This is a genomic window from Caulobacter sp. GW821-FHT10A06, from assembly GCF_059415805.1.
The window spans coordinates 596,323-618,561 of the sequence record NZ_JBWKNY010000003.1; the positions used below are offsets into that span (position 1 = coordinate 596,323).

At 66.2% G+C, this 22,239-nt stretch carries 15 protein-coding genes and 1 pseudogene; 7 read left to right on the forward strand and 9 right to left on the reverse strand.

Features of this window, described 5'->3' with window-relative positions:
- Nucleotides 1–184 precede the first annotated feature (184 nt).
- From AC07NF_RS10575 to AC07NF_RS10610, 8 genes and pseudogenes are all read right to left on the reverse strand, one after another.
- Nucleotides 185–334 (reverse strand): annotated as a pseudogene (locus tag AC07NF_RS10575) (helix-turn-helix domain-containing protein); the annotation flags it as partial.
- Between the two features lie 68 nt (nt 335–402).
- Complete coding sequence (gene mgrA / locus AC07NF_RS10580) at nt 403–1,413, reverse strand: L-glyceraldehyde 3-phosphate reductase (protein WP_494632140.1); 1,011 nt, start codon at nt 1,411–1,413, stop codon at nt 403–405.
- Between the two features lie 52 nt (nt 1,414–1,465).
- Nucleotides 1,466–2,467: a glycoside hydrolase family 5 protein gene (locus tag AC07NF_RS10585; protein WP_494631841.1), complete on the reverse strand. Its 1,002-nt coding sequence runs from the start codon at nt 2,465–2,467 to the stop codon at nt 1,466–1,468.
- 79 nt (nt 2,468–2,546) lie between these two features.
- Entirely contained in the window at nt 2,547–3,275 is a 729-nt protein-coding gene (locus AC07NF_RS10590; protein ID WP_291871766.1) for a FadR/GntR family transcriptional regulator, read from the reverse strand.
- A gap of 187 nt (nt 3,276–3,462) precedes the next feature.
- On the reverse strand, nt 3,463–5,034 hold the full coding sequence (locus AC07NF_RS10595) for a sodium/sugar symporter (RefSeq protein WP_494631839.1): 1,572 nt from the start codon (nt 5,032–5,034) through the stop codon (nt 3,463–3,465).
- Nucleotides 5,035–5,058: 24 nt separating this feature from the next.
- A complete protein-coding gene (locus AC07NF_RS10600; protein WP_494631837.1) occupies nt 5,059–5,670 on the reverse strand; it encodes a 2-dehydro-3-deoxy-6-phosphogalactonate aldolase in 612 nt (203 codons plus the stop codon).
- 3 nt (nt 5,671–5,673) lie between these two features.
- Nucleotides 5,674–6,588, reverse strand: a complete 915-nt coding sequence (locus AC07NF_RS10605; RefSeq protein WP_494631836.1) for a 2-dehydro-3-deoxygalactonokinase — start codon at nt 6,586–6,588, stop codon at nt 5,674–5,676.
- Nucleotides 6,589–8,325 carry an IlvD/Edd family dehydratase gene (locus AC07NF_RS10610; protein WP_494631834.1) on the reverse strand — a complete coding sequence of 579 codons (1,737 nt, stop codon included), beginning with the start codon at nt 8,323–8,325 and terminating at the stop codon, nt 6,589–6,591. It abuts the gene before it with no gap.
- Between the two features lie 328 nt (nt 8,326–8,653).
- Here AC07NF_RS10610 and AC07NF_RS10615 point away from each other — a divergent pair, with 328 nt between their 5' ends.
- The 4 genes from AC07NF_RS10615 (at nt 8,654) to AC07NF_RS10630 (ending at nt 17,894) form a co-directional block, all read left to right on the forward strand.
- Nucleotides 8,654–11,569, forward strand: coding sequence for a TonB-dependent receptor (locus AC07NF_RS10615; RefSeq protein WP_494631833.1), 2,916 nt, complete (start codon nt 8,654–8,656; stop codon nt 11,567–11,569).
- Nucleotides 11,570–11,637: 68 nt separating this feature from the next.
- The gene (locus AC07NF_RS10620; RefSeq protein ID WP_494631832.1) at nt 11,638–13,143 is read left to right on the forward strand and encodes a tryptophan halogenase family protein; all 1,506 of its coding nucleotides are present in this window, start codon (nt 11,638–11,640) and stop codon (nt 13,141–13,143) included.
- A gap of 282 nt (nt 13,144–13,425) precedes the next feature.
- Entirely contained in the window at nt 13,426–15,048 is a 1,623-nt protein-coding gene (locus tag AC07NF_RS10625; RefSeq protein ID WP_494631830.1) for a GH35 family beta-galactosidase, read from the forward strand.
- Complete coding sequence (locus AC07NF_RS10630; protein WP_494631829.1) at nt 14,949–17,894, forward strand: glycoside hydrolase family 31 protein; 2,946 nt, start codon at nt 14,949–14,951, stop codon at nt 17,892–17,894. The genes AC07NF_RS10625 and AC07NF_RS10630 overlap by 100 nt, the downstream gene beginning before the upstream one ends.
- Before the next feature lie 119 nt (nt 17,895–18,013).
- Here the strand turns inward: AC07NF_RS10630 and AC07NF_RS10635 are convergent, their stop codons facing one another.
- Nucleotides 18,014–18,913 carry a LysR family transcriptional regulator gene (locus AC07NF_RS10635; RefSeq protein ID WP_494631828.1) on the reverse strand — a complete coding sequence of 300 codons (900 nt, stop codon included), beginning with the start codon at nt 18,911–18,913 and terminating at the stop codon, nt 18,014–18,016.
- 141 nt (nt 18,914–19,054) lie between these two features.
- Between AC07NF_RS10635 and wrbA the strand changes: the two genes are divergently transcribed.
- The 3 genes from wrbA (at nt 19,055) to AC07NF_RS10650 (ending at nt 22,067) form a co-directional block, all read left to right on the forward strand.
- Entirely contained in the window at nt 19,055–19,654 is a 600-nt protein-coding gene (gene wrbA, locus AC07NF_RS10640) for an NAD(P)H:quinone oxidoreductase (RefSeq protein ID WP_492814475.1), read from the forward strand.
- A gap of 481 nt (nt 19,655–20,135) precedes the next feature.
- The gene (locus AC07NF_RS10645; protein WP_492814477.1) at nt 20,136–20,957 is read left to right on the forward strand and encodes a flagellin; all 822 of its coding nucleotides are present in this window, start codon (nt 20,136–20,138) and stop codon (nt 20,955–20,957) included.
- A 282-nt stretch (nt 20,958–21,239) separates the two neighbouring features.
- A complete protein-coding gene (locus AC07NF_RS10650) occupies nt 21,240–22,067 on the forward strand; it encodes a flagellin (protein ID WP_492814479.1) in 828 nt (275 codons plus the stop codon).
- The last annotated feature ends 172 nt before the right edge of the window (nt 22,068–22,239 follow it).

Genomic DNA, 22,239 nt, shown 5'->3' on the forward strand with positions numbered 1-22,239 from the left:
GATGTTCGCCTAGCCGGGCCGCGTCGGACCCTGACACGATAGGAGGGGGTGGCGCGATCGGAGGGGGGGTATCGGCTGTCGGAGGGGGGGCGCCCCGATCCCCATTTGGCCGATCAAAGACCCGGCGCGCCGCGTCGTAGCGGTCCGCCGCGCCCAGGCGCTTGCGGGCCTTGTCCAGGTGCCAGTCGACTGTGTGCTTGGAGAGGCCCAGCTCGCGGGCGATCTCCTTGGAGCTCATGTGACGATCGACGAGTCGAAGGCACTCGCGCTCACGCTCGGTGAGGCGGTCGAGACCTATGGCCTCGTCAGACAGGGTAGGGTCGCCCTTATCCATCGCGCAGAACCTTATGCGAACGCGCGCCTTCGACAAGCCGTCGGAACATTAAACCTTGGCTATTATGGTTACGGCAGGTCGCCTGGTGCGAGTTCCGAAGACACCTTCCACAGATCAACGCCGCCTTCCGAGGCATGGGTGTCGATCTCGGTCAGCTCTTCAGCGGTAAAGGCCAGGGTGTTCAGCGCGGCCAGAGAGTCCTCCAGCTGAGCCACCGTGCGGGCGCCGATCAGGGCCGAGGTGACGCGCGGATCACGCAGCACCCACGACAGGGCCAACTGGGCCAGGGTCTGGCCGCGGCGCTTGGCGATGGCGTCCAGCGCGCGGATGCGGGCGATGTTGTCCTCGGTCAGCAGGTGACCGCCGAACGAGCCGCCCTTCGCCGCGCGGGAGTCGGCCGGCGCGCCGTTCAGGTACTTGCTGGTCAGCATGCCCTGGGCCAGCGGCGAGAAGGCGATGCAGCCGACGCCCAGCGCCTCCAGGGTGTCCAGCAACTCGTCCTCGATCCAGCGATTGACCATCGAATAGGACGGCTGGTGGATCAGCAGCGGCACGCCCTCGCTCTTCAGGATGGCGTGGGCCTGGCGGGTCAGCTCGGGCGAGTAGGACGAGATGCCGACATACAGCGCCTTGCCCTGCCGGTGCAGGTGGGCCAGGGCGCCCATGGTCTCTTCCAGCGGCGTCGTGGGATCGACGCGGTGCGAGTAGAAGATGTCGACATAGTCGACGCCCATGCGCTTGAGGCTCTGGTCGCAGCTGGCGATCAGGTACTTCCGCGAGCCGCCGATGCCGCCATAGGGACCCGGCCACATGTCCCAGCCGGCCTTGGTCGAGATCACCAGTTCGTCGCGATGGGCCTTGAAGTCGTCGTTCAGCACCTTGCCGAAGTTCTCTTCCGCCGAGCCGTAGGGCGGGCCGTAGTTGTTGGCGAGATCGAAGTGCGTGACGCCCAGGTCGAACGCCCGGCGCAGGATGGCCCGGCCGGTCTCGAACACGTCGGCCCCGCCGAAGTTCTGCCACAGGCCCAGCGAGATGGCCGGCAGATCCAGGCCGCTGCGGCCCGTGCGGCGATAGGGCATCGACGTGTAGCGATCGGCGGCGGCGACGTAGGGGATTTGCACGGGGACTGTCCTACTTCTTGGAGATCAGAGCGTCGTGAATGGGGGCGTTCCAGGCGTCGGCCTTGATGTCGTAGACCACGAAGTCGCTGTCAAACTGCCAGTAGGCCCAGGCGAAACCATGGGCCTCGGCCGAGCGGGCGACAGCCTGCGTATAGGCGATGCGGGAGTCGATTGGACCTTTGTCGTAGGCCCCGAACTCGCCCAGCAGCACCGGGCGGCCCTCCGCCTTGGCCCAGGCGACGACCGTGTCGAAATCCTTGTCGATGCGGGCATGCTCGTCCGCCGTGCCCCAGCTGACGCCGATCGGCGGAACAGGGCTGGCCCACGACGCGCCCTGGTGGGTGAACGGGAACGGATCGTAGTAGTGGAAGGTCACGATCAGGTGACGATCGGCCTTGGGCAGCTGCAGGTCCGCCAGGCGGTGCAGGCTGTTCCAGTTGGTCGGGCCGACGATGACATTGCGGGTTGGATTGGTCGGGCGGATCGCCGCCAGCAGGTCGGGAATCCAGGCGTTCCACACCGGGTCCATGGCGCGGTTCGGCTCGTTCAGCAGTTCGAACACCACCTGGTCGGACGTATCCTTGTAGCGCTGGGCGATCTGCGTCCAGAAGCCGGTCAGCTTGGGCTTGCAGGCCGCCAGGTCGTCCTGGCAGGCGTTGAAGTCGTGCTCGTCCAGGATGACCGTCAGCTTGGCGGCCAGGGCCTCTTTGACCACCTTGTCCAGGGTCGCCAGCCACTGCGGATCGAGGCGACCCTCGGCGTCCATGTGGGCAAAAGCGTGCAGGTTGACCCGCACCGTGTCGAAGCCGCCGGCCTTGATGATCTTGAAGTGGCGCTCCAGCTGGAAGCGGGCCTTGGCGGGGTCCTTCCACAGCGGGTCGTAGCCGATGATGTTGACGCCGCGCTTCATGGCGGCGACCTGGGCTTCCGGCGAGATCTCGCGGGCGGCGGCGGGCAGGGCCAGCAGGGCGACGAGCGCGCCCAGGCCTAGAACTTTGCGGATCGAGACCATGGCGTGCTCCCAGAGACGGCTCTGACGGCCGCTGCTTGACAACGTTGTCAATTCTCGCCCGAAAAGCAAGCCTTGGACGTCAGGCTTCGCGTCGGGCCGCTTCGCTTTCGGTCGACGGCGAGGCCGCGCGGATCAGCTCCAGCACGTCGACGATGATCTCGCGCATCGCCGCCGAGGCCTTGTCGGCGTCGCGGGCGATGATCGCCTCGGCCACGTCCTCGTGCGAGGGGATCGAGGCGGTGCGGCCCTTGATGCGGTTGGTGAAGCGGATCGAGATGCGCAGGGCCGTGTTCACCAGCTCGTGCAGCTCGCGATAGAACGGGTTCTTGGTCGCGCTGAGGATGGCGATGTGGAAGGCGATGTCGGCGGTGAGGGGATCGTCCTCGCCCTGGGCGGCGGCCTTCATCCGGCGCAGGCCCTTGCGGATCTCCTCCAGCCCCGCCTCGTCGGCGTTGCGGGCTGCCAGGGCCGCGGCGGCGGGCTCGATGCCCAGCCGCATCTCGGTGAAGTCGGCCAGTAGGCGCAGCGAGAACTTGCGCTCCAGCAGCCAGCGCAGCACATCCGGATCCAGCATGTTCCACTCGGCTTCCGGCTCGACCACGGTGCCGTGGCGCGGGCGGGCGCTGAGCAGGCCCTTGGCGGTCAGCATCTTGACCGCCTCGCGAGTGACGGTGCGGCTGGCGCCGAACTGCTTGGAAAGCTCGCCCTCGGTCGGAAAGCCCACCTCGGCATATTCGCCGGTCACGATGGCCTGACCCAGTTGCTCGACCAGACCGTACGTCAAACTCAGGCCGGGCTGCGTGCGCATCGGCGGATCTTCTTTCCTGCGGCGGGGACGAAAAACGCGGTCGCCGCTGTCTAACTTGATTTGCTCCGCTCGCGAATGGAGCGGTTGCGCTGAATACAGCCGCGCCGGGAGCATTCGGCAAGAGCGTTCAGGTCGGAGGTCTGACCAAAACGAAAAAATGGGCGGACCAGAGCCCGCCCATTTGGTCTCACCACCAAGTGGCGTAGAGCGCAATGAGGATCAGGATGACCCCCACCCCGGCGATGTTGAAGCCGGTCGAGGTCTTGTAGCTGACCCCCTCCAGGGTCACGACGCTGACCGGTGTCTTCTGCGGCGCGACCAGCGAGACCAGCACGGCCCCGGCTAGCGACAGCAGGAACACCACGCCGACGCGGTTCATGAACGGCATGGTGTAGATGGCCTGCTCCTGCAGGTACCAGAACACCGCCGACAGCACGGCCGAGCCGATGGCGGCGGTCAGGGCCCCGGCGGTGGTCGCCTTCTTCCAGAACATGCCCAGGATGAAGATCACCACAATGCCCGGCGTGAAGAAGCCGGTGAACTCCTGGATGAACTGGAAGGCCTGCTCGGCCCCGCCCAGCAGCGGCTTGGCGGTCAGGACGCCGATGATCACCGCGACGACGGCGGTGATGCGGCCCACGGCGACCAGCCGGCTTTCGCTCTGGTTGGGGCGAGCCTTGGCGTAGATGTCGAGCGTGAAGATGGTGGCGATCGAATTGATCTTGGCCGCCAGCGACGCGACGATCGCCGCCACCAGGGCCGCGAAGACCAGGCCCAGCAGGCCCGGCGGCAGCAGCTTCATCATCTCCGGATAGGCCTGATCGGGCTTGATGCCTTGCGGGGCGAGGACCAGGGCGGCGATGCCCGGCAGCACCACGATCACCGGCATCAAAAGCTTCAGATAGGCGGCCATGGCGATGCCCTTCTGGGCTTCCTTCAGGTCCTTGGCCCCCAGGGCGCGCTGGATGATGTACTGGTTGAAGCCCCAATAGCTGATGTTCATGATCCACAGGCCACCGACCAGCACGGCGATGCCGGGCAGGTCTTTGTAGTGCGGGTTGTCCTTCGACAGGATCATGTCGAACTTCTCGGGGAACTGGGTCGTCAGGTGGTGGAAGCCGGCCATCACGTCGCCGCCGCCGATCTTGCCCAGCGACAGCCAGGCGATGATCAGGCCGCCGGTGACCAGCAAGGCCACCTGGACGATGTCGGTCAGCGCGACCGCCTTCAGCCCGCCCCAGATCTGATAGGCCAGGGCGAAGGCGCCGATGGCGGCCAGGGCCCACATCTGGTCCAGGCCCGTGACGGTGTGGATGGCGATCGAGCCCAGCCACAGGATCGAGGTCAGGTTCACGAAGACGTACAGGCCCAGCCAGAACACGGCCATCAGGGTGCGCACGCTGGGGCCGTACCGCTGCTCCAGGAACTGCGGCATCGTGTAGACGCCGTTCTTCAGGAACACCGGCAGGAAATACTTCCCGACGATGAGCAAGGTGAGCGCCGCCATCCACTCGTACGAGGCGATGGCCAGGCCGATGGCGTAGCCCGAGCCGCTCATGCCGATGATCTGCTCGGCCGAGATGTTGGCGGCGATCAGCGAGGCGCCGATGGCCCACCAGGGCAGGGCCTTGCCGGCCAGGAAGTAGTCGGTCGAGTCCTTCTGGTGGCCGCCCTTGTCGCGGCTGACCCACTGGGCCAGGCCGAAGATGGCGACGGCGTAGACCGCCAGCACCGCGATATCGATGGCTGCTAGGTTCATGGTCCTCCCCCCGTTCGTTGACGGTTATTGTTGGTTCCAGGCCGCCACGAGAGCGGCGGCCCGTTCGCCGACTTCCTGGGCCGTGAAGCCCGGTTTGTAGAGCTCGCCGCCGACGCCGATGCCGGCCACGCCGGCCGCTTTCCAGACGTCGAGATTGGCCGCGCCCACGCCGCCCACGGCATAGACGGCGATGTCCTTGGGCAGCACGTCCTTGATCGCCTTGATGTGGCCCGGACCGAAGGTGCCGGCCGGGAACAGCTTCAGGGCCTTGGCCCCGGCCTTCACGGCGGCGAAGGCCTCCGAGGGCGTGGCGAAGCCGGGCATGGCGGTGAGGTTCAGGGCGACCGCGCGGGCGATGACCTCGGGGTCGGTGTTGGGCGTGACGATCAGCTTGCCGCCGACCCCGGCGACGTCGTCGACGGCCTGGGGCGACAGCACCGTGCCGGCCCCGCAGAGCGCTTGGTCGCCGAAGGCGTCGCACAGCTTGCCGATGCTCTCCAGCGGATCGGGCGAGTTCAGCGGCACCTCGATGCCCCGGATGCCGGCGGCGACCAGGGCGGCGGCGATGTCGAGGATCTCGGTCGGCTTCACGCCGCGCAGGATGGCCACGATCGGGGGCGGAGCGGCGGTGGTCATAAGCTACTGGTCCTGAATTCTGGAAATCGCCGACAGTCCGGCGAGGACGGCCGCATCGCCGCCGACGGTGTTGGCTTCGACGCCGGCCTTGGCCAGCGCATGGACGTAGAGGTCGCTCAGGGCTCCGGCGCCGATGACGGTGACGGCCTGCATCGGTCCGAACCAGTCGCGCGCGGCGGCCACGTCGGCCCCGATCAACAGGCCGGACAGGAAGCCCATGGCGTCGGCCGAGGACATGTCCTCCAGCAATTGCCGCGCGCGGGTCTCGAACATCAGGTGCGGCAGGCGCTGGGCGCCATGCTCGGCGATCCGGAAGAGGCCTTGGGCGAAGCCTTCCGCCGAGCCTTCAGCCTGCGAGCCGCCGCCGGCCGCCAGGGTCGAGTGCTGCTTCAGCAGGGCGAAGGTCTCCCCGACCGGGGCGGTGACGAAACCCATGATCTTGCCGTCCTCGACCACGGTCCACTTGTTGTGGGTGCCGGGCAAAACGAGCAGGTGGCGGCCGGTGCGCAAGGCTCCGTCCAGAGCCAGGGCGCCGAAGACCTGCGTCTCCTCGCCGCGCATCACGTCGGGACCGCCCAGCGGGTTGGCGCAGGACAGGCCCGGGACCAGGGTCACCGGCAGGCCGTCGGCGGTGAATCGCAGGGCCTTCTCCGCCACATCAGCGGGACCAGCCGGGCAGGCGGCGTAGGGCGCTTCCTTCCAGCCGATGCGCGAGCCGACCATGCCGCACATCAGGGCGCCGGCCGGATGGGCCTCGCGCCAGTCGCCGACCAGGTCGAGGAAGGTCTTCTCCGGCGTGTCGGTCAGGGCCGAGACGCCCGGGCCATCGCGGCGATGGATCACGCTCTTGCCCTGGCGCAGCCACAGCCGCAGGCGCGAGGTGCCCCAGTCGCCGACGATGACGATGTCCTGGTCCATCTAGTGGCTCTCGCGCGTGACGACCGAGCCCGAGGCCCCGACCAGGAAGTCCAGGTCCGCGCCCTGGTCGGCCTGCAGCACGTGGTCGACATAAAGCTTGGCGTAGCCGCGGGTGTATTTCGGAGCCGGCGGATCGGCGCGCCAGGCGGCGAGGCGGCTCTCCAGCTCCTCGGCGCTGATGGCCAGGCTGAGCGAGCGGGCCGGCCCGTCGAACACGATCTCGTCGCCATTGCGCACCACGGCCAGCGGGCCGCCGGCGTCGGACTCGGGCGAGACGTGCAGGATCACCGCGCCATAGGCGGTGCCGCTCATCCGGGCGTCGCTGATCCGCAGCATGTCTTTGACGCCCTTTTCCAGCAGCTTGCGAGGCAGCGGCATGTTGCCGACCTCGGGCATGCCCGGATAGCCCTTGGGGCCACAGCCCTTCAAGACCAGGATCGAGCTGGCGTCGACATCCAGGTCGGGATCGTCGATGCGGGCGCGGAAGTCCTCGATGGTCTCGAACACCACGGCCTTGCCACGGTGGCTGAGCAGTTCTGGTGACGCCGCGCTGGGCTTCATCACCGCGCCGCCGGGGGCGAGGTTGCCGCGCAGCACCCAGATGCCGCTGTCGGGCTTCACCGGATCGGCCATCGTGCGGATGACCTCGGCGTTGAACACCTCGGCGCTCTCATACTGGGCGCCGATGCGGTGGCCGGCCACGGTCGGGGCGTTGGGATCGAGCACCGGCTCCAGTTGCTTCATCACCGCCGGCAGGCCGCCGGCATAGTGCAGGTCCTCCATCAGGAACCGGCCCGAAGGCTGCAGGTCGACCAGCAGCGGCACGTCGCGCGACAGGTGGTCGAAGTCCTCCAGATCCAGCTTCACGCCCAGGCGTCCAGCGAGCGCCAGCAGGTGCACCACGGCGTTGGTCGAGCCGCCGATCGCGGCGTGGACGCGCAGGGCGTTTTCGAAGGCCGCGCGGGTGGCGACCTGGGACAGGGTCCGGTCTTCCTTGACCATCCGCACGATGGTCCGGCCGGTCTCGTGCGACAGGGCGCGGCGGCGGGCGTCCACGGCCGGGATGCTGGCGTTGTAGGGCAGGGACAGGCCCATCGCCTCAATGATCGCGGCCATGGTCGAGGCCGTGCCCATGGTCATGCAGGTGCCCGGCGAGCGGCTCATGCCGCTCTCGGCCGACATGAAGTCCGCCAGGGACATCTCACCGGCGCGGACGGCCTCGGAGAACTTCCAGACGTCGGTGCCCGAGCCGATGTCCTTGCCGCGGAACTTGCCGTTCAGCATCGGCCCGGACGAGACGACGATGGTCGGCAGATCCACGCTGGCCGCGCCCATCAGCTGGCCGGGCGTGGTCTTGTCGCAGCCGCCCAGCAGCACGACGCCGTCGATCGGATTGCCCCGGATCGACTCCTCGACCTCCATGGCCAAGAGGTTGCGGAACAGCATGGCGGTGGGCCGCATCTGGGTCTCGCCCAGCGACATGGCCGGGAACTCCAGCGGCAGGCCGCCGGCCTCCCAGACGCCGCGCTTCACGTGCTCGGCGATCTCGCGCAGGTGGGCGTTGCAGGGGGTGATCTCGGACCAGGTGTTGCAGATGCCGATCACCGGCCGGCCGTCGAACACGTCGTCGGGCAGGCCCTGGCTCTTCATCCACGATCGGTGGATGAACCCGTCCCGATCCAGCTTGCCATAGGTGCCGCCGCTGCGCAGGCGCTTGCCCGCGGTGTCGTCGCTCATGTCCGTCCCTAACGCGGGCTACTGGCCCCGCCCCTCAGAATTATGCGGCCATTTATAGTATAATAATGATCTAAGCAATCGGCCGCCGGAACAGCCGAGCTTTGGAAGCGCTTCCGGATTTCCTGCGGTTGATCGCGGTGTCATTGCCCGCGGTGTGGCCGAAACAACGCTGTCATGTCGGAAATGATAGCGCTATCAATTTCGGCTTGAAGGTAGCAATTATACGATTATAGCTACCGAATATGGAGCAAGCGGCATGTCAGGCCGCACGTCACCGGTCGCTCAAGAACGAACCGGGACGGCTCCCCATAGGGGAAGGGAACAGCGCATGCAGCGCCTCAATTCGTCTCGTCGTAAAATCATGCTGGCTGGCGCTTCGGCCCTGGTTCTGTGCGCCGCCGCGCCCGCGGCCTTCGCCCAGCAGATCGAAAGCACGGCCGTCGACGAGGTCGTCGTCACCGGCCAGCGCGCCGCCATCCAGTCGGCGCAGAAACTGAAACAGAACGCCGAGCAACTGGTCGACTCGATCACCGCCACGGACATCGGCGCCCTGCCGGACCGCTCGGTGACGGAAGCCCTGCAACGGGTCGCCGGCGTCACCATCGGCCGCACCTCGGACGGCCGCGACGCCGACCGCCTGTCGGTCGAGGGCTCGGGCGTGCAGGTGCGCGGCCTAAGCTGGGTGCGCGGGGAACTGAACGGCCGCGACAGCTTCTCGGCCAAGAGCGGCCGCACCCTGAGCTTCGAGGATATCCCGCCCGAGCTGATGGCCGGCGTGGACGTCTACAAGAACCCCTCGGCCGACATCATCGAAGGCGGCGTCGGCGGCACGGTCAACCTGCGCACCCGCCTGCCGTTCGACAGCGCCAAGCGCATCATCGCCTATTCGATCGACGGCTCGTACGGCGACCTGGCCAAGAAGTGGAAGCCCTCGGGCTCGATCCTCTACAGCGACCGCTTCCAGACCGGCATCGGCGAGGTCGGCTTCCTGATCGACCTGTCGGACTCCAAGCTGAAGAGCCGCACCGACACCATCTCGGTCGACCCCTACTTCGTCCGCACCGACCTGGTTCCCGGCAAGACGGTCTATGTCCCCGGGGGCTTTGGCTATCGCAGCCTGGACTTCGACCGCGAGCGCAAGGGCATCGACGCCGCCGTGCAATGGCGCCCGAACGACCAGTGGGAAGCGACCCTGCAGTTCCTGCGCTCGTCGGCCCTGATGGCCTCGTCCGAGCACGCGGTGGGCTTCAACGTCGGCTCGACCAACGGCCCGGCCGCCGGCACCACCTTCACCTATGACAATGGCGGCCACTTCACCAAGGGCACGCTGGCCCAGACGCCGGGCGGAACCAGCCTGGGCTCGTCGACCATCGACACCCGCTACGCCGAGCGCAGCTCGGTGACCTCGGACTACTCGCTGAACCTGAAGTACAATCCCAACGACAAGTGGTCGTTCAGCGGCGACGTCCAGTACATCTACGCCAAGACCAAGACCGTCGACACGACCGCGTTCAACGCGCTGAGTTCCGACGCCTCGCCCGCCAGCCTGGACCTGACGAGCGACCTGCCGACCATCACGATGAACAACAACACGGCGTTCACCTCGAACCCGGCCAGCTACTACCTGCAGGCCGTGATGGACCATCACGACCGCAACGAGGGCAGCGAGCTGGCCACGCGGCTGGACGGCGGCTACGAGTTCGACGACGACGGCTGGCTGAAGTCGCTGAAGTTCGGCGTCCGCAGCACCTATCGCCAGACCACGACCCGTGAGACGGCCTATCGCTGGGACACGGTGGCGCCCAGCTGGTCGGCCCCCTCGATCGACCAGCTGGCCCCGTACAAGGGCCACTACAGCCTCTATCCGTTCGACGACTATTTCCGCGGCGCGGTGCACCTGCCGGCGACCTTCGTCATGCCGAACGCCGAGTTCGTCCACGACTATGCCAGCTTCGCCAAGGCGATCGAGCAGATCGCCATCGCGGGCGGCGGCGGCTGGCGTCCGTTCGCGGGCGACTTCGAAAGCCAGGCCCAGAACGGCGGCAAGGGCAGCACCAACCACCAGAAGGAAAAGACCCTGGCGGGCTACGCCATGCTGCGCTTCGGCCACGACGTCGCGATCGGCGGCGAGGAGCGTGAGCTGGACGGCAATATCGGCGTCCGGATCGTCAAGACCGAGACCACCAGCCAGGGCATCCAGGTCTTCAACACCAACACCCAGACGACCGTCCCGGCGGCCGACCTGGCGTTCGCCAATGGGGCCCGGAGCGCCTTCGTCGGCGGCCGCGACTACGTCAACGTCCTGCCCAGCCTGAACGTGCGCCTGAAGGTGACGCCGGAGATGTTCCTGCGCTTCGCCGCCGCCAAGGCGGTGGTGCGTCCGGACTTCGCCCAGCTGCAGCCGAACTACGCGATCAGCGCCACCAACGGCTTCCTGACCGGCGGGGCCTGCTCCAGCACCATCCCCGGCGGCGCCCAGGCCAACTGCGTGTTCCAGTACACGGCCAACGCCGGCAATCCGAACCTGAAGCCGATCCGCTCCACCCAGTACGACCTGGCCTGGGAGTGGTACTTCGCCCCGACCGGCAGCCTGACGGCCACCGTGTTCTACAAGGACATCTACGGCTTCATCACCAACGGCGCCCAGCCCGTCACCTTCACCAACAACGGGGTGACCCGCACGGTCCAGGTGATCCAGCCGTACAACGCCGGCAAGGGCTCGATCAAAGGCTTCGAGGTCGCCTACCAGCAGTACTACGACTTCCTGCCGGGCCTGCTGAAGGGCTTCGGCGTGCAGGCCAACTTCACCTATGTCGACAGCAAGGGCGCGCGTAACGCCGCGTCCAACCCGTACGACAACAGCCAGCTGACCAACATCACCACGCACGGCGAGGAGATGCCGCTCGAGGGCCTGTCGAAGAAGAGCTACAACCTCGCGGCCCTGTACGATCTGGGCAAGGTGTCGGCCCGCCTGGCCTACAACTGGCGTGAGCGTTACCTGCTGACGACCACGGCGGCGAACATCAACATCCCCGCCTGGTACGACGACTACGGCCAGCTGGACGGCTCGGTGTTCTACACGGTCAACGACAAGATCAAGGTCGGCTTCCAGGCCGTGAACCTGACCAACACCAAGACCAAGATCCTGGTCAGCTATCCGGGGCGTCCGGAAGAGGGCCTGACGGGTCACAACTGGGTGGTGGCCGATCGCCGCTACTCGGTGGTGCTGCGCGGGACGTTCTAGGTCACTGTCATCCCGGCCTGGCGCGCTACGCGCTTGGCCGGGATGACAGCCTTGGTTGAGAGAAGATCATGTATCGCAAGTTCGTGGTGGTCGGCGGCGGCACGGCCGGCTGGATCGCCGCGGCGACCCTGATCCAGGCCATGAAAGGCCGGATCGGCGAGGTCGAGCTGATCGAGTCCGAGGAGATCGGCACGGTCGGCGTCGGCGAGGCCACCATCCCGCCGATCCAGTTCCTGAACGGCCTCCTGGGCATCGACGAGATCGACTTCATCAAGCAGACCCAGGCGACGTTCAAGCTGGGCATCCAGTTCCGCGACTGGGGCCGCCTGGGCGCGGAGTACTTCCACCCCTTCGGCCCTTACGGCCAGGCGATCGAAGGCGTGGGTTTCCATCACTACTGGCTGCGGCTGCGCGAGCAGGGCGAGGGCGGCAGCCTGGACAGCTACGCCCTGGCCACGGTCGCGGCCAAGGCCGGCAAGTTCGCCCTGCCGCCCAAGGACCTGCCGCCCGGCGTGCCGGGCCTGGGCTACGCCTACCACTTCGACGCTGGGCTCTACGCCAAGTACCTGCGCGGTTACGCCGAGGCGCGGGGCGTCAAGCGCACCGAGGGCAAGATCGCCAAGGTCGAGCAGGACCCTGAAAGCGGTTTCGTCACCGGCCTGACGCTAACGGATGGCCGCCGGGTCGAGGGTGACTTCTTCGTCGACTGCTCGGGGTTCCGGGGCCTGCTGATCGAGCAGGCGCTGGAGGCCGGTTACGAGGACTGGTCACACTGGCTGCCCTGCGACCGCGCCCTGGCCGTGCCGTGCGAGAACGCCTATCCGCTGACGCCCTACACCCGCTCGATCGCCCGCGAGGCCGGCTGGCAGTGGCGGATCCCGCTGCAGCACCGCACCGGCAACGGCTATGTCTATTGCAGCAGCCACATCGGCGACGACCAGGCCGCCGATACCCTGCTGGCCAATCTCGACGGCAAGGCCCTGGCCGACCCGCGCCCGCTGCGCTTCACCGCCGGCCGCCGCAAGAAGAGCTGGAGCAAGAACGTGGTGGCCCTGGGCCTGGCCGGCGGCTTCATGGAGCCGCTGGAATCGACCAGCATCCACCTGATCCAGACCGGGGCCATGCGCCTGCTCTCCCTGCTGCCGATCGGCGGCTACGACCCGGCGGCCGAAGCTGAGTTCAACCGGCTGACCCAGATCGAATACGAGCAGATCCGCGACTTCATCGTCCTGCACTACAAGGCCACCGAGCGGGACGACGCCGAGCTGTGGCGCTACTGCCGCGACATGGCGGTCCCCGACAGCCTGGCCCACAAGATCGAGCTCTTCGAAAGCCGCGCCAAGATCGCCCGCTTCGACGAGCAGCTGTTCGCCGAGCCCAGTTGGCTGGCGGTGTTCCTGGGGCAGGGGATCTCGCCCCGCGACTACGACCGCCTGGCCGACGTGCCGGCCTATGACGAGGTGGCCGGCGCGCTGCTCCGGATCGGTCGGATGAACGCCGACATCGTCGCCCGCCTACCCACGCATGACGCCTTTATCGCGGCGGCGTGCAAGGCCGATCCGGTGGCCCTCTGAATGAATGACAACGCTATCAAAACTTCTTGTTGGTCTGAATTATACGACTATAGTCTGACTAGCTTAGGCGGTGCGGCAGAGGGTTTCATGGCCCTGGCCTCGCCTCGCGCGACACCTCTCCCCGAGGTCGCGCGACGTCTTTCCCCGCGCATCGTCACCTGCGGCGGTGCGCGGATTTTTTTGAGCCACGCGGACTTGCTTGCGCCCTCCGGCGGGGCAATGGTCCGACAATAAGATTGATAGCGCTAACATCGATTTGGCGCTCGCGTACGGAGGAGGCGGATGGGGTTTTCACGCTTCGCGGTCGGGCTGGTCTCGGCCCTGGCCTTGTCGACGGCGGCTTTCGCGGCCGATCGCGAGATCCCGCGCCTGGTCGAGAAGGACGGTCGCCACGCCCTGCTGGTCGACGGCGCGCCGTTCCTGATCCTGGGCGCCCAGGTCAACAACTCGTCCGCCTGGCCCTCGCAGATGCCCAAGGTCTGGCCGGCCGTCGCCAAGATGGGCGCCAACACCGTCCAGGTCCCGATCGCCTGGGAGCAGATCGAGCCGGTCGAGGGCAAGTTCGACTTCTCGTACCTGGACCTGCTGCTGAAGCAGGCCCGCGAGCATGACGTCCGCCTGGTCCTCCTCTGGTTCGGCACCTGGAAGAACTCCTCGCCGTCCTACGCCCCCGAGTGGGTCAAGCTGGACGACAAGCGCTTCCCGCGCCTGAAGAAGGAGGACGGTCAGCGGTCCTATTCGATGTCGCCGCTGGCCCCGTCGACGCTGGACGCCGACCGCAAGGCCTTCGTCGCTTTGATGACCCACCTGAAGGCCAAGGACAGCGCCGAGCGCACCGTCATCATGGTCCAGGTCGAGAACGAGACCGGCACCTACGGCACGGTCCGCGACTTCGGTCCTACCGCCCAGAAAGTGTTCGACGGCCCCGCGCCGGCAGCGCTGGTGAAGGCTGTCGGCGCAAAGCCCGGCACATGGAGCCAGGCGTTCGGCAAGGACGCCGACGAGTATTTCCACGCCTGGCATATCGGCCGTTTCGTCGACCAGGTCACGGCGGCCGGCAAGGCCGTCTACCCGCTGCCGATGTACGTCAACGCCGCCCTGCGCGATCCCATCAAGCCGGGCGAGCCTAAGAGCTATTCGGCCGGCGGTCCGACCGACAATGTCATCGGCGTCTGGAAGGCTGCCGCGCCGTCCGTCGACCTGATCGCGCCCGACATCTACATGAAGGAGTCGGTCAAGTATTCGGCCGCCCTGGCCCACTACAAACGGCCCGGCAACGCCCTGTTCGTGGCCGAGACCGGCAATGACCCGGTCTATGCCCGCTACGTCTTTGATGCGCTGGGCCGCCAGGGCATCGGCTTCTCGCCGTTTGGCATGGACTACACCGGCTACGCCAACTACCCGTTGGGCGCGGCCAAGCTGGACGAGGCCACGATCGAAGCCTTCGCGGCCAACTATCGCCTGCTGGGGCCGATGAGCCGCGAGTGGGCGAAGCTGTCGTTCGAGAACAAGGTGTTCGGCGGCTCCGAGCCCGACGACCGCGCCCCGCAGTCGACGGTCATGGGCGCCTGGACCGTCACCCTGCGCTACGGCAAGTGGCAGTTCGGGGCGTCCGACTGGGCCTGGCTCAAGGACCGCCCGGCCGGCCCGCAAGGCCCCGACGGCGGCGGCATCGTCGCCCAGCTGTCGCCCGACGAGTTCCTGGTCACCGGCCGCAACGTCCGCTTCGAGTTCGGCCGGGCGCTGAAGGACAACAAGCCGATGCTGATGGCCCGCGTGGAAGAGGGTCACTTCGAGAACGGCCAATGGGTCTTCGACCGCCTGTGGAACGGCGACCAGACCGACTACGGCCTCAACTTCACCGGCGGCGCGCAGATCCTGCGGGTCAAGCTCGCCACCTACTGACGGGACCAGCCATGCGTATCCTAGCTCTCTCTGCCTTCAGCCTGGCCCTGATGGCCTCCACCTCGGCGCTGGCCTTCGACGGCGGCTTCGAGAAGACCGCCGACGGCGTCATCGTCACCCCCGCCTCGGGGCCGGCCAAGAAGGTTCGTCTGCAGGTGATGAGCGACCGCGCCATCCGCGTCACCGCCTCGCCCACCGACAGGATCGACGCGCCCCAGAGCCTGATGGTGATCGCGCAGCCGAAGACGTCCGGCTTCACGGTCACCGAGGCCGGCGGCAAGGTCGTGCTCAAGGTCGGCAAGGCCACGGCCGAAGTGATGCTGAAGGACGGCCAGGTGTCGTTCAAGGACGCGGCCGGCAAGACCGTCCTGGCCGAGCAGGCGCGCCAAGCGTTCAAGCCGCACACCATCGACGGCAAGGGCTTCTACGCCATCAGCCAGCGTTTCAATCCGTCTACGGATGAAGGCTTCTACGGCCTGGGCCAGCACCAGAACGGCCAGATGAACTACAACGGCCAGGACGTCGAGCTGGCCCAGTACAATCGCGACATCGCCGTTCCGTTCGTGCTGTCCACCCGCAACTACGGCGTCCTGTGGGACAACAACGGCATCACCCGCTTCGGCGACCCCAGCCCCTACGCCCTGGCCTCGCGCGACCTGAAGATCACCGACGCCAGCGGCAAGCCCGGCGGCTTCACGGCCAAGTACTACGTGAAGGGCGAGCTGAAGCTGACCCGGACCGAGAAGGACATCGACTACCAATATCTGGACGACCTGCCCAACTGGCCGGCCGAGCTGCAGACCGCCGACAAGAAGCCGGTGAAGGGCGCGACCGTGGTCTGGGAAGGCTTCGTCGAGCCCAAGGCCAGCGGCGTCCAGAAGTTCAAGCTGTACTCGTCCAGCTACGCCAAGATCTGGGTCGACGGGCAGCTGAAGATCGATCGCTGGCGGCAGAACTGGAACCCGTGGTTCCACAATTTCACCGTCCCGATGAAGGCCGGTACGAAGCACAAGGTCCGCGTCGAGTGGGATCCCAACGACGGTTACGTCGCCCTGCTGCACAACGACCCGATTCCGGCGGCGCAGCAGAAGTCGCTGACCCTGACGTCAGACGTCGCCCATACGATCGACTACTACTTCGTGGCCGGCGACAACCTGGACCAGGTCGTGTCCGGCTATCGTGAGCTGACCGGCAAGGCCCAGGCCCTGCCGCGCTGGTCGTACGGCTTCTGGCAGAGCCGCCAGCGCTACAACACCCAGGACGAGCTGGTCGGGGTGGTCAAGGAGTACCGCAAGCGCCAGGTCCCGCTCGACAACATCGTCCTCGACTGGCGCTACTGGAAGGACGACAGCTGGGGCAGCCACAAGTTCGACGAGACGCGCTTCCCCGACCCCAAGAAGATGCTGAAGGACGTCCACGACCTGGACGCCCACTTCATGATCTCGATCTGGCCCAAGTTCTATCCGACGACCAAGAACTACAAGGAGCTGGACGCCAAGGGCTTCATGTATCGCCGCAACGTCGAGCAGGGCGCGCTGGACTGGGTCGGGCCGGGCTATCTGAACTCGTTCTACGACCCCTATACGCAGGAAGCGCGCGACATCTACTGGCGCCAGGTCAAGGAGAACCTGGGCGGCGTGGGCATCGACGCCTGGTGGATGGACAGCGACGAGCCGGACATGCACTCCAACCTCGACATCCCCGAGCGCACCCTGCGCATGGGGCCGACCGCTAAGGGGCCGGGCGCGGAGTTCTTCAACTCCTACCCGCTGCTGCACACCCAGGCGGTGTTCGACGGTGAGCATCAGCGTAATCCGGACAAGCGCTCGTACATCTTCTCGCGCTCGGGCTTCGGCGGCATCCAGCGCCAGGGCGTGGCCCTGTGGAGCGGCGACGTCGTGGCCCGCTGGGACGACTTCAAGGACCAGATCTCGGCCGGCGTGAACCTGTCGATGTCGGGCATCCCCAACTGGACCACCGACATCGGCGGCTTCTCGGTCGAGGAGCGTTATGAAAAGCGCGATCCCAAGCACTGGGCCGAGTGGCAGGAGCTGAACCTGCGCTGGTTCCAGTTCGGCGCCTTCTCGCCCCTGTTCCGCAGCCACGGCGAGGAGCCCTTCCGCGAGATCTGGAACCTCGCCGACGAGGGGACCGAGGTCTACAAGAGCCTCGTCTGGTACGACGAGCTGCGCTACCGGCTGATGCCCTACACCCTGACCCTGGCGGGCGAGACCTATCACCGCGACGGCAGCATCATGCGCGGCCTGGTCATGGACTATCCCAACGACCTGAAGGCTCGGGACGTCAATGACGAGTACCTGTATGGCTCGGCGTTCCTCGTGGCCCCGGTGACGGAGTTCAAGGCGCGGTCGCGGTCGGTGTACCTGCCGGCCGGGACCACCTGGTACGACTTCGAGACGGGCAAGGCTCACGCGGGTGGGCAGTCGATCAAGGCCGACGCCCCGCTGGGCCGTATGCCGCTGTTCGTGAAGGCCGGCGCGATCGTGCCGACCACCGACGTCCAGCAGTATGTCGGCGAAAAGCCTGACCTGCCGATCACCCTGGTGATCTACACGGGTAAGGACGGCCAGTACGAGCTCTACGAAGACGACGGCCTGACCATGGCCTATCAGCGCGGGGCCTACAGCCGGATCCCGATCAGCTACGACAACGCCTCGGGCCGGGTGGTGATCGGGGCGCGCTCGGGTCGGTTCGACGGCATGGTCGATAAGCGGACGTTCAAGGTGCGGTTCATCGGGGCGGGCGCGAAGCCGACGGACTTCGCCGCGGCGGCCGATGCGACGGTGGACTATGCGGGTGAAGCGGTCGTGGTGACGCGGAAGTAGCGTCCTTCTCCCCTTGCGGGAGAAGGTGTCGGCGGAGCCGACGGATGAGGGGTTTCTCGGCATCGCCGTGCGACCCCTCACCCGGCCTTCGGCCACCCTCTCCCGCAAGGGGAGAGGGGTTAGTTTTCCTGCCCCCTAAACCGCTCGATCAAAAACGCCGTCGCCGGCCCCGGCGGGGTGTCGCTCCGATGCACCGCGTGCAGCGTGTAGTGGGCGCCGGTCATCTCGGCCATCTCCAGCCGCACCAGCCGGCCGGCTTCCAGATCCTCGCGCACCATCGGCTCGGGCATGTTGCCCCAGCCCAGGCCCTCCTTCAGCAGGATGTGCTTGGCCCCCAGGTCCGCCAGCCGCCACGTGTGGGCGCTGGCGACGGCGAAGTCGCGACCTTCGGTCAGGTGCGAGCGGTCGGTCAGCACCAGCTGGGTGTGGTCGCGGCCCGCGCCCGGCGCGTTGGTACCCTTCGCCAGCGGATGGTCCGGCGCGGCCACGGGGATCAGCAGGGTCGCCCCGACCGCGATATAGTCCAGCTCGTCGCCGCCGTGGACGACGTCCAGCGGTCCGGCCACGCCCAGGGTGGCGCGGCGGTCCAGCACCATCTGGGTCACGGCCCCGAGGCCCTCGACATGCAGGCGCAGGGTCACGGTCGGGAAGGCCTCGCGGAAGGCCCGCAGGGCATCGACCACCCGCGCGGTGGGCAGCATGACGTCCAGCACCAGGTGCACCTCGGCCTCGAGGCCCTGCAGCAGGCCCTTGGCTTGCGCCCGAAGGGCCGCCACATCGCCGGCGATCACCCGCGCCCGCGCGAGCATCGCCTTGCCGGCCTCGGTCAGCACCGGGCTCTTGGCGGCGTCGCGGTCGAACAGCGCCAGGCCCAGCTGGGCCTCCAGATTGGCGATGGCGTAGCTGATCACCGAATTGGCCCGGTTCAGCCGCCGTGCCGCGGCCGCGAAGCCGCCTTCCTCGACGATGGTCAGGAACACGGTCAGCTGGTCCAGGGTGGGCGTGCCGGGCTCGTTCATCGCTGTCTCATCGTTCGAAAAAATCGAACGTAATAGACGATTTTATTCGGATATCGCGCAAGCCCAAGCGAGAGCAAAACCTCCGCCAACGACGAGGGCCAGACGCCTTCGCCAAAGCATCAAGGCAAGGGATTAGCCGTCATGGCCAAGGTTCTGGTTCTCTACTATTCGTCCTACGGTCACCTGGAAACGATGGCCAAGGCCGTCGCCGAGGGCGCCCGCGAAGCCGGCGCGAGCGTCGACATCAAGCGCGTGCCGGAAACCGTGCCGCTGGAGATCGCCAAGGGCGCTCACTTCAAGCTGGACCAGGAAGCCCCGGTCGCGGCCGTGGAAGACCTGGCCAACTACGACGCCATCATCGTCGGCGCCCCGACCCGCTTTGGCCGCATGGCCTCGCAGGTCGCGGCCTTCTTCGACGCGGCGGGCGGCCTGTGGGCCCGCGGCGCCCTGCACGGCAAGGTGGCCGGCGCCTTCACCTCGACGGCGACCCAGCACGGCGGTCAGGAAACCACCCTGTTCTCGATCATCACCAACCTGCTGCACTTCGGCACGACGATCGTGGGCCTGGACTACGGCCACGCCGGCCAGATGACGCTGGACGAAGTCACCGGCGGCAGCCCGTACGGCGCCACCACCATCGCCGGCGGCGACGGCTCGCGTCAGCCCAGCGCCAACGAGCTGGATGGCGCCCGCTATCAGGGCCGCAAGATCGCCGAGACCGCGATCAAGCTGCACGGCTGATCGCACTGAGTTTGTAACCGGTCACCCATCCCCCCAGCGGGTGACCGGCAGTCGAGGCCGGCTGGCTCTTTCCCCTCCCAGGGAGCCGGTCGGCCTTTCTTTCGTTGCACTAGGAAAAGGAGTCTCTCCCATGCGCCGTCGCAGCAGCCTTCTTGGCGATCTCTGGAAAGGGTTCGTCTTCGTGATCACCATCCGGGCGATCGCCAAGCACTATCGTTCGCCCCGCCTCTACCTGGCCGATCGTTGATCTCGAGGTGACTATACCTCAAGGTGTACCCAAGTTGAGTTGAAGTTGTGCCATTTTGATACAGGTATAGAAGTAGTCTTCATTTAATAATTAACAAAATAGTTCGAAATCTTAATTGTAGAATACTGAAATCTCAACGAACGCTTAGTCCTATTGTGTGAGGATGCACGTGAGCAAAACGCTCACTGGCCGTCAAAATGACGCCGGAACACCTCGAATAGGAGCTACTTCGTTATGGCGCTGAACAGCATCAACACGAACAGCGGGGCCATGATCGCCCTGCAAAACCTGAACTCGACCAACAACGAACTGCAAGTCACCCAACAGCGCATCAACACCGGCAAGAAGGTGGGCAGCGCCAAGGACAACGGCGCCATCTGGGCCATGTCCAAGAACCAGTCGGCCACGGCTTCGTCGCTGAACGCCGTCAAGGACTCGCTGCAGCGCGGTCAATCGACCATCGACGTGGCTCTGGCGGCCGGTGACACCATCACCGACCTGCTCGGCAAGATGAAGGAAAAGGCCCTGGCCGCTTCCGACACCTCGCTGAACACCTCGTCGTTCAACGCCCTGGTCTCGGACTTCAACTCGCTGAAGGACCAGATCACCAAGGCGGCCTCGAACGCCAAGTTCAACGGCATCAGCATCGCCGACGGCAGCACCGCCAACCTGACCTTCCTGGCCAACACCGATGGCTCGGGCTTCACGGTCAAGGCGCAGTCCCTGACCCTGGGCGGTCTGGGTCTGTCGGGTGTCGCGACCTTCGCCACGGCCAGCGCGGCCAAGTCGATGATCGCTACGATCGACAAGGCCATCGGCACCGCCACCAACAAGCTGGCGACCCTGGGTACGTCTTCGACGGGCCTGGACACCCACCTGACCTTCGTCGGCAAGCTGCAGGACAGCCTGGAAGCCGGCGTGGGCAACTTGGTGGACGCCGACCTGGCCAAGGAAAGCGCCAAGCTGCAGTCGCTGCAAACCAAGCAACAGTTGGGCATCCAGGCCCTGTCGATCGCGAACCAATCCAGTTCGTCGATCCTCAGCCTGTTCCGCTAGAGCTGACTTCGGCGATTTTGGTCGTCGAGAGGGGCGGGCCTTCGGGTCCGCCCTTTTTCTATGCCGCCAGTATTGGTGAAGTAGAATGAGTCTGATCGGACTCATGTTTGAGTCTGGTCAGACTCACCGTTAAAAGTATTTAACGCATTAGTTTGGTTGTTAAGAAAGTAACTACAACTCATAAAGGGTATTGAAAGGTCAGCGTCATAGTGTCGCGGTGGGTAAAATGCCCACCGGTCGTCAAAAAGACGCCGGAACACCTCGAATAGGAGTTGTTTCGTTATGGCGCTGAACAGCATCAACACGAACAGCGGGGCCATGATCGCCCTGCAAAACCTGAACTCGACCAACAGCGAACTGCAGGTCGTCCAGCAGCGCATCAACACCGGCAAGAAGGTCGGTAGCGCCAAGGACAACGGCGCCATCTGGGCCATGTCCAAGAACCAGTCGGCCACCGCCTCGTCGCTGAACGCCGTGAAGGACTCGCTGCAGCGCGGTCAGTCGACCATCGACGTGGCCCTGGCGGCCGGCGACACCATCACCGACCTGCTCGGCAAGATGAAGGAAAAGGCCCTGGCCGCTTCCGACACCTCGCTGAACACCTCGTCGTTCAACGCCCTGGTGTCGGACTTCGACTCGCTGCGCGTGCAGGTCGAGAAGGCCGCCACGAACGCCAAGTTCAACGGCATCAGCATCGCCGACGGCAAGACCAGCAACCTGATGTTCCTGGCCAACACCGACGGCTCGACCTTCACGGTCCAGGCGCAGTCGCTGACCCTGGCGGGTCTGGGCCTGGGCGTGACCGCGGTCCCGACCTTCACCAACGCCAGCGCGGCCAAGACGATGATCACCACCATCGACAAGGCTATCGGCACCGCCACCAACAAGCTGGCGTCGCTGGGCACGGCCTCGACCGGTCTGGACACCCACCTGACCTTCGTCGGCAAGCTGCAGGACAGCCTGGAAGCCGGCGTCGGCAACCTGGTGGACGCCGACCTGGCCAAGGAAAGCGCCAAGCTGCAATCGCTGCAGACCAAGCAACAGCTGGGCATCCAGGCCCTGTCGATCGCGAACCAGTCGTCGTCGTCGATCCTGAGCCTGTTCCGCTAAGCCAAGAACACCGCGCGGCCGCGTAAAAGGTCGCTTGGAAGACTGGGGCGAGCTGCAAGGCTCGCCCCTTTTTCGTGGCTGAGAGGTCGGTATCCACAGATCCGGAGAATCGTCTCAGTATAGCTTGAGTAAATAGAGTTCTGTGCCGTGCGCGTCCGAGCAAATTCGGAGG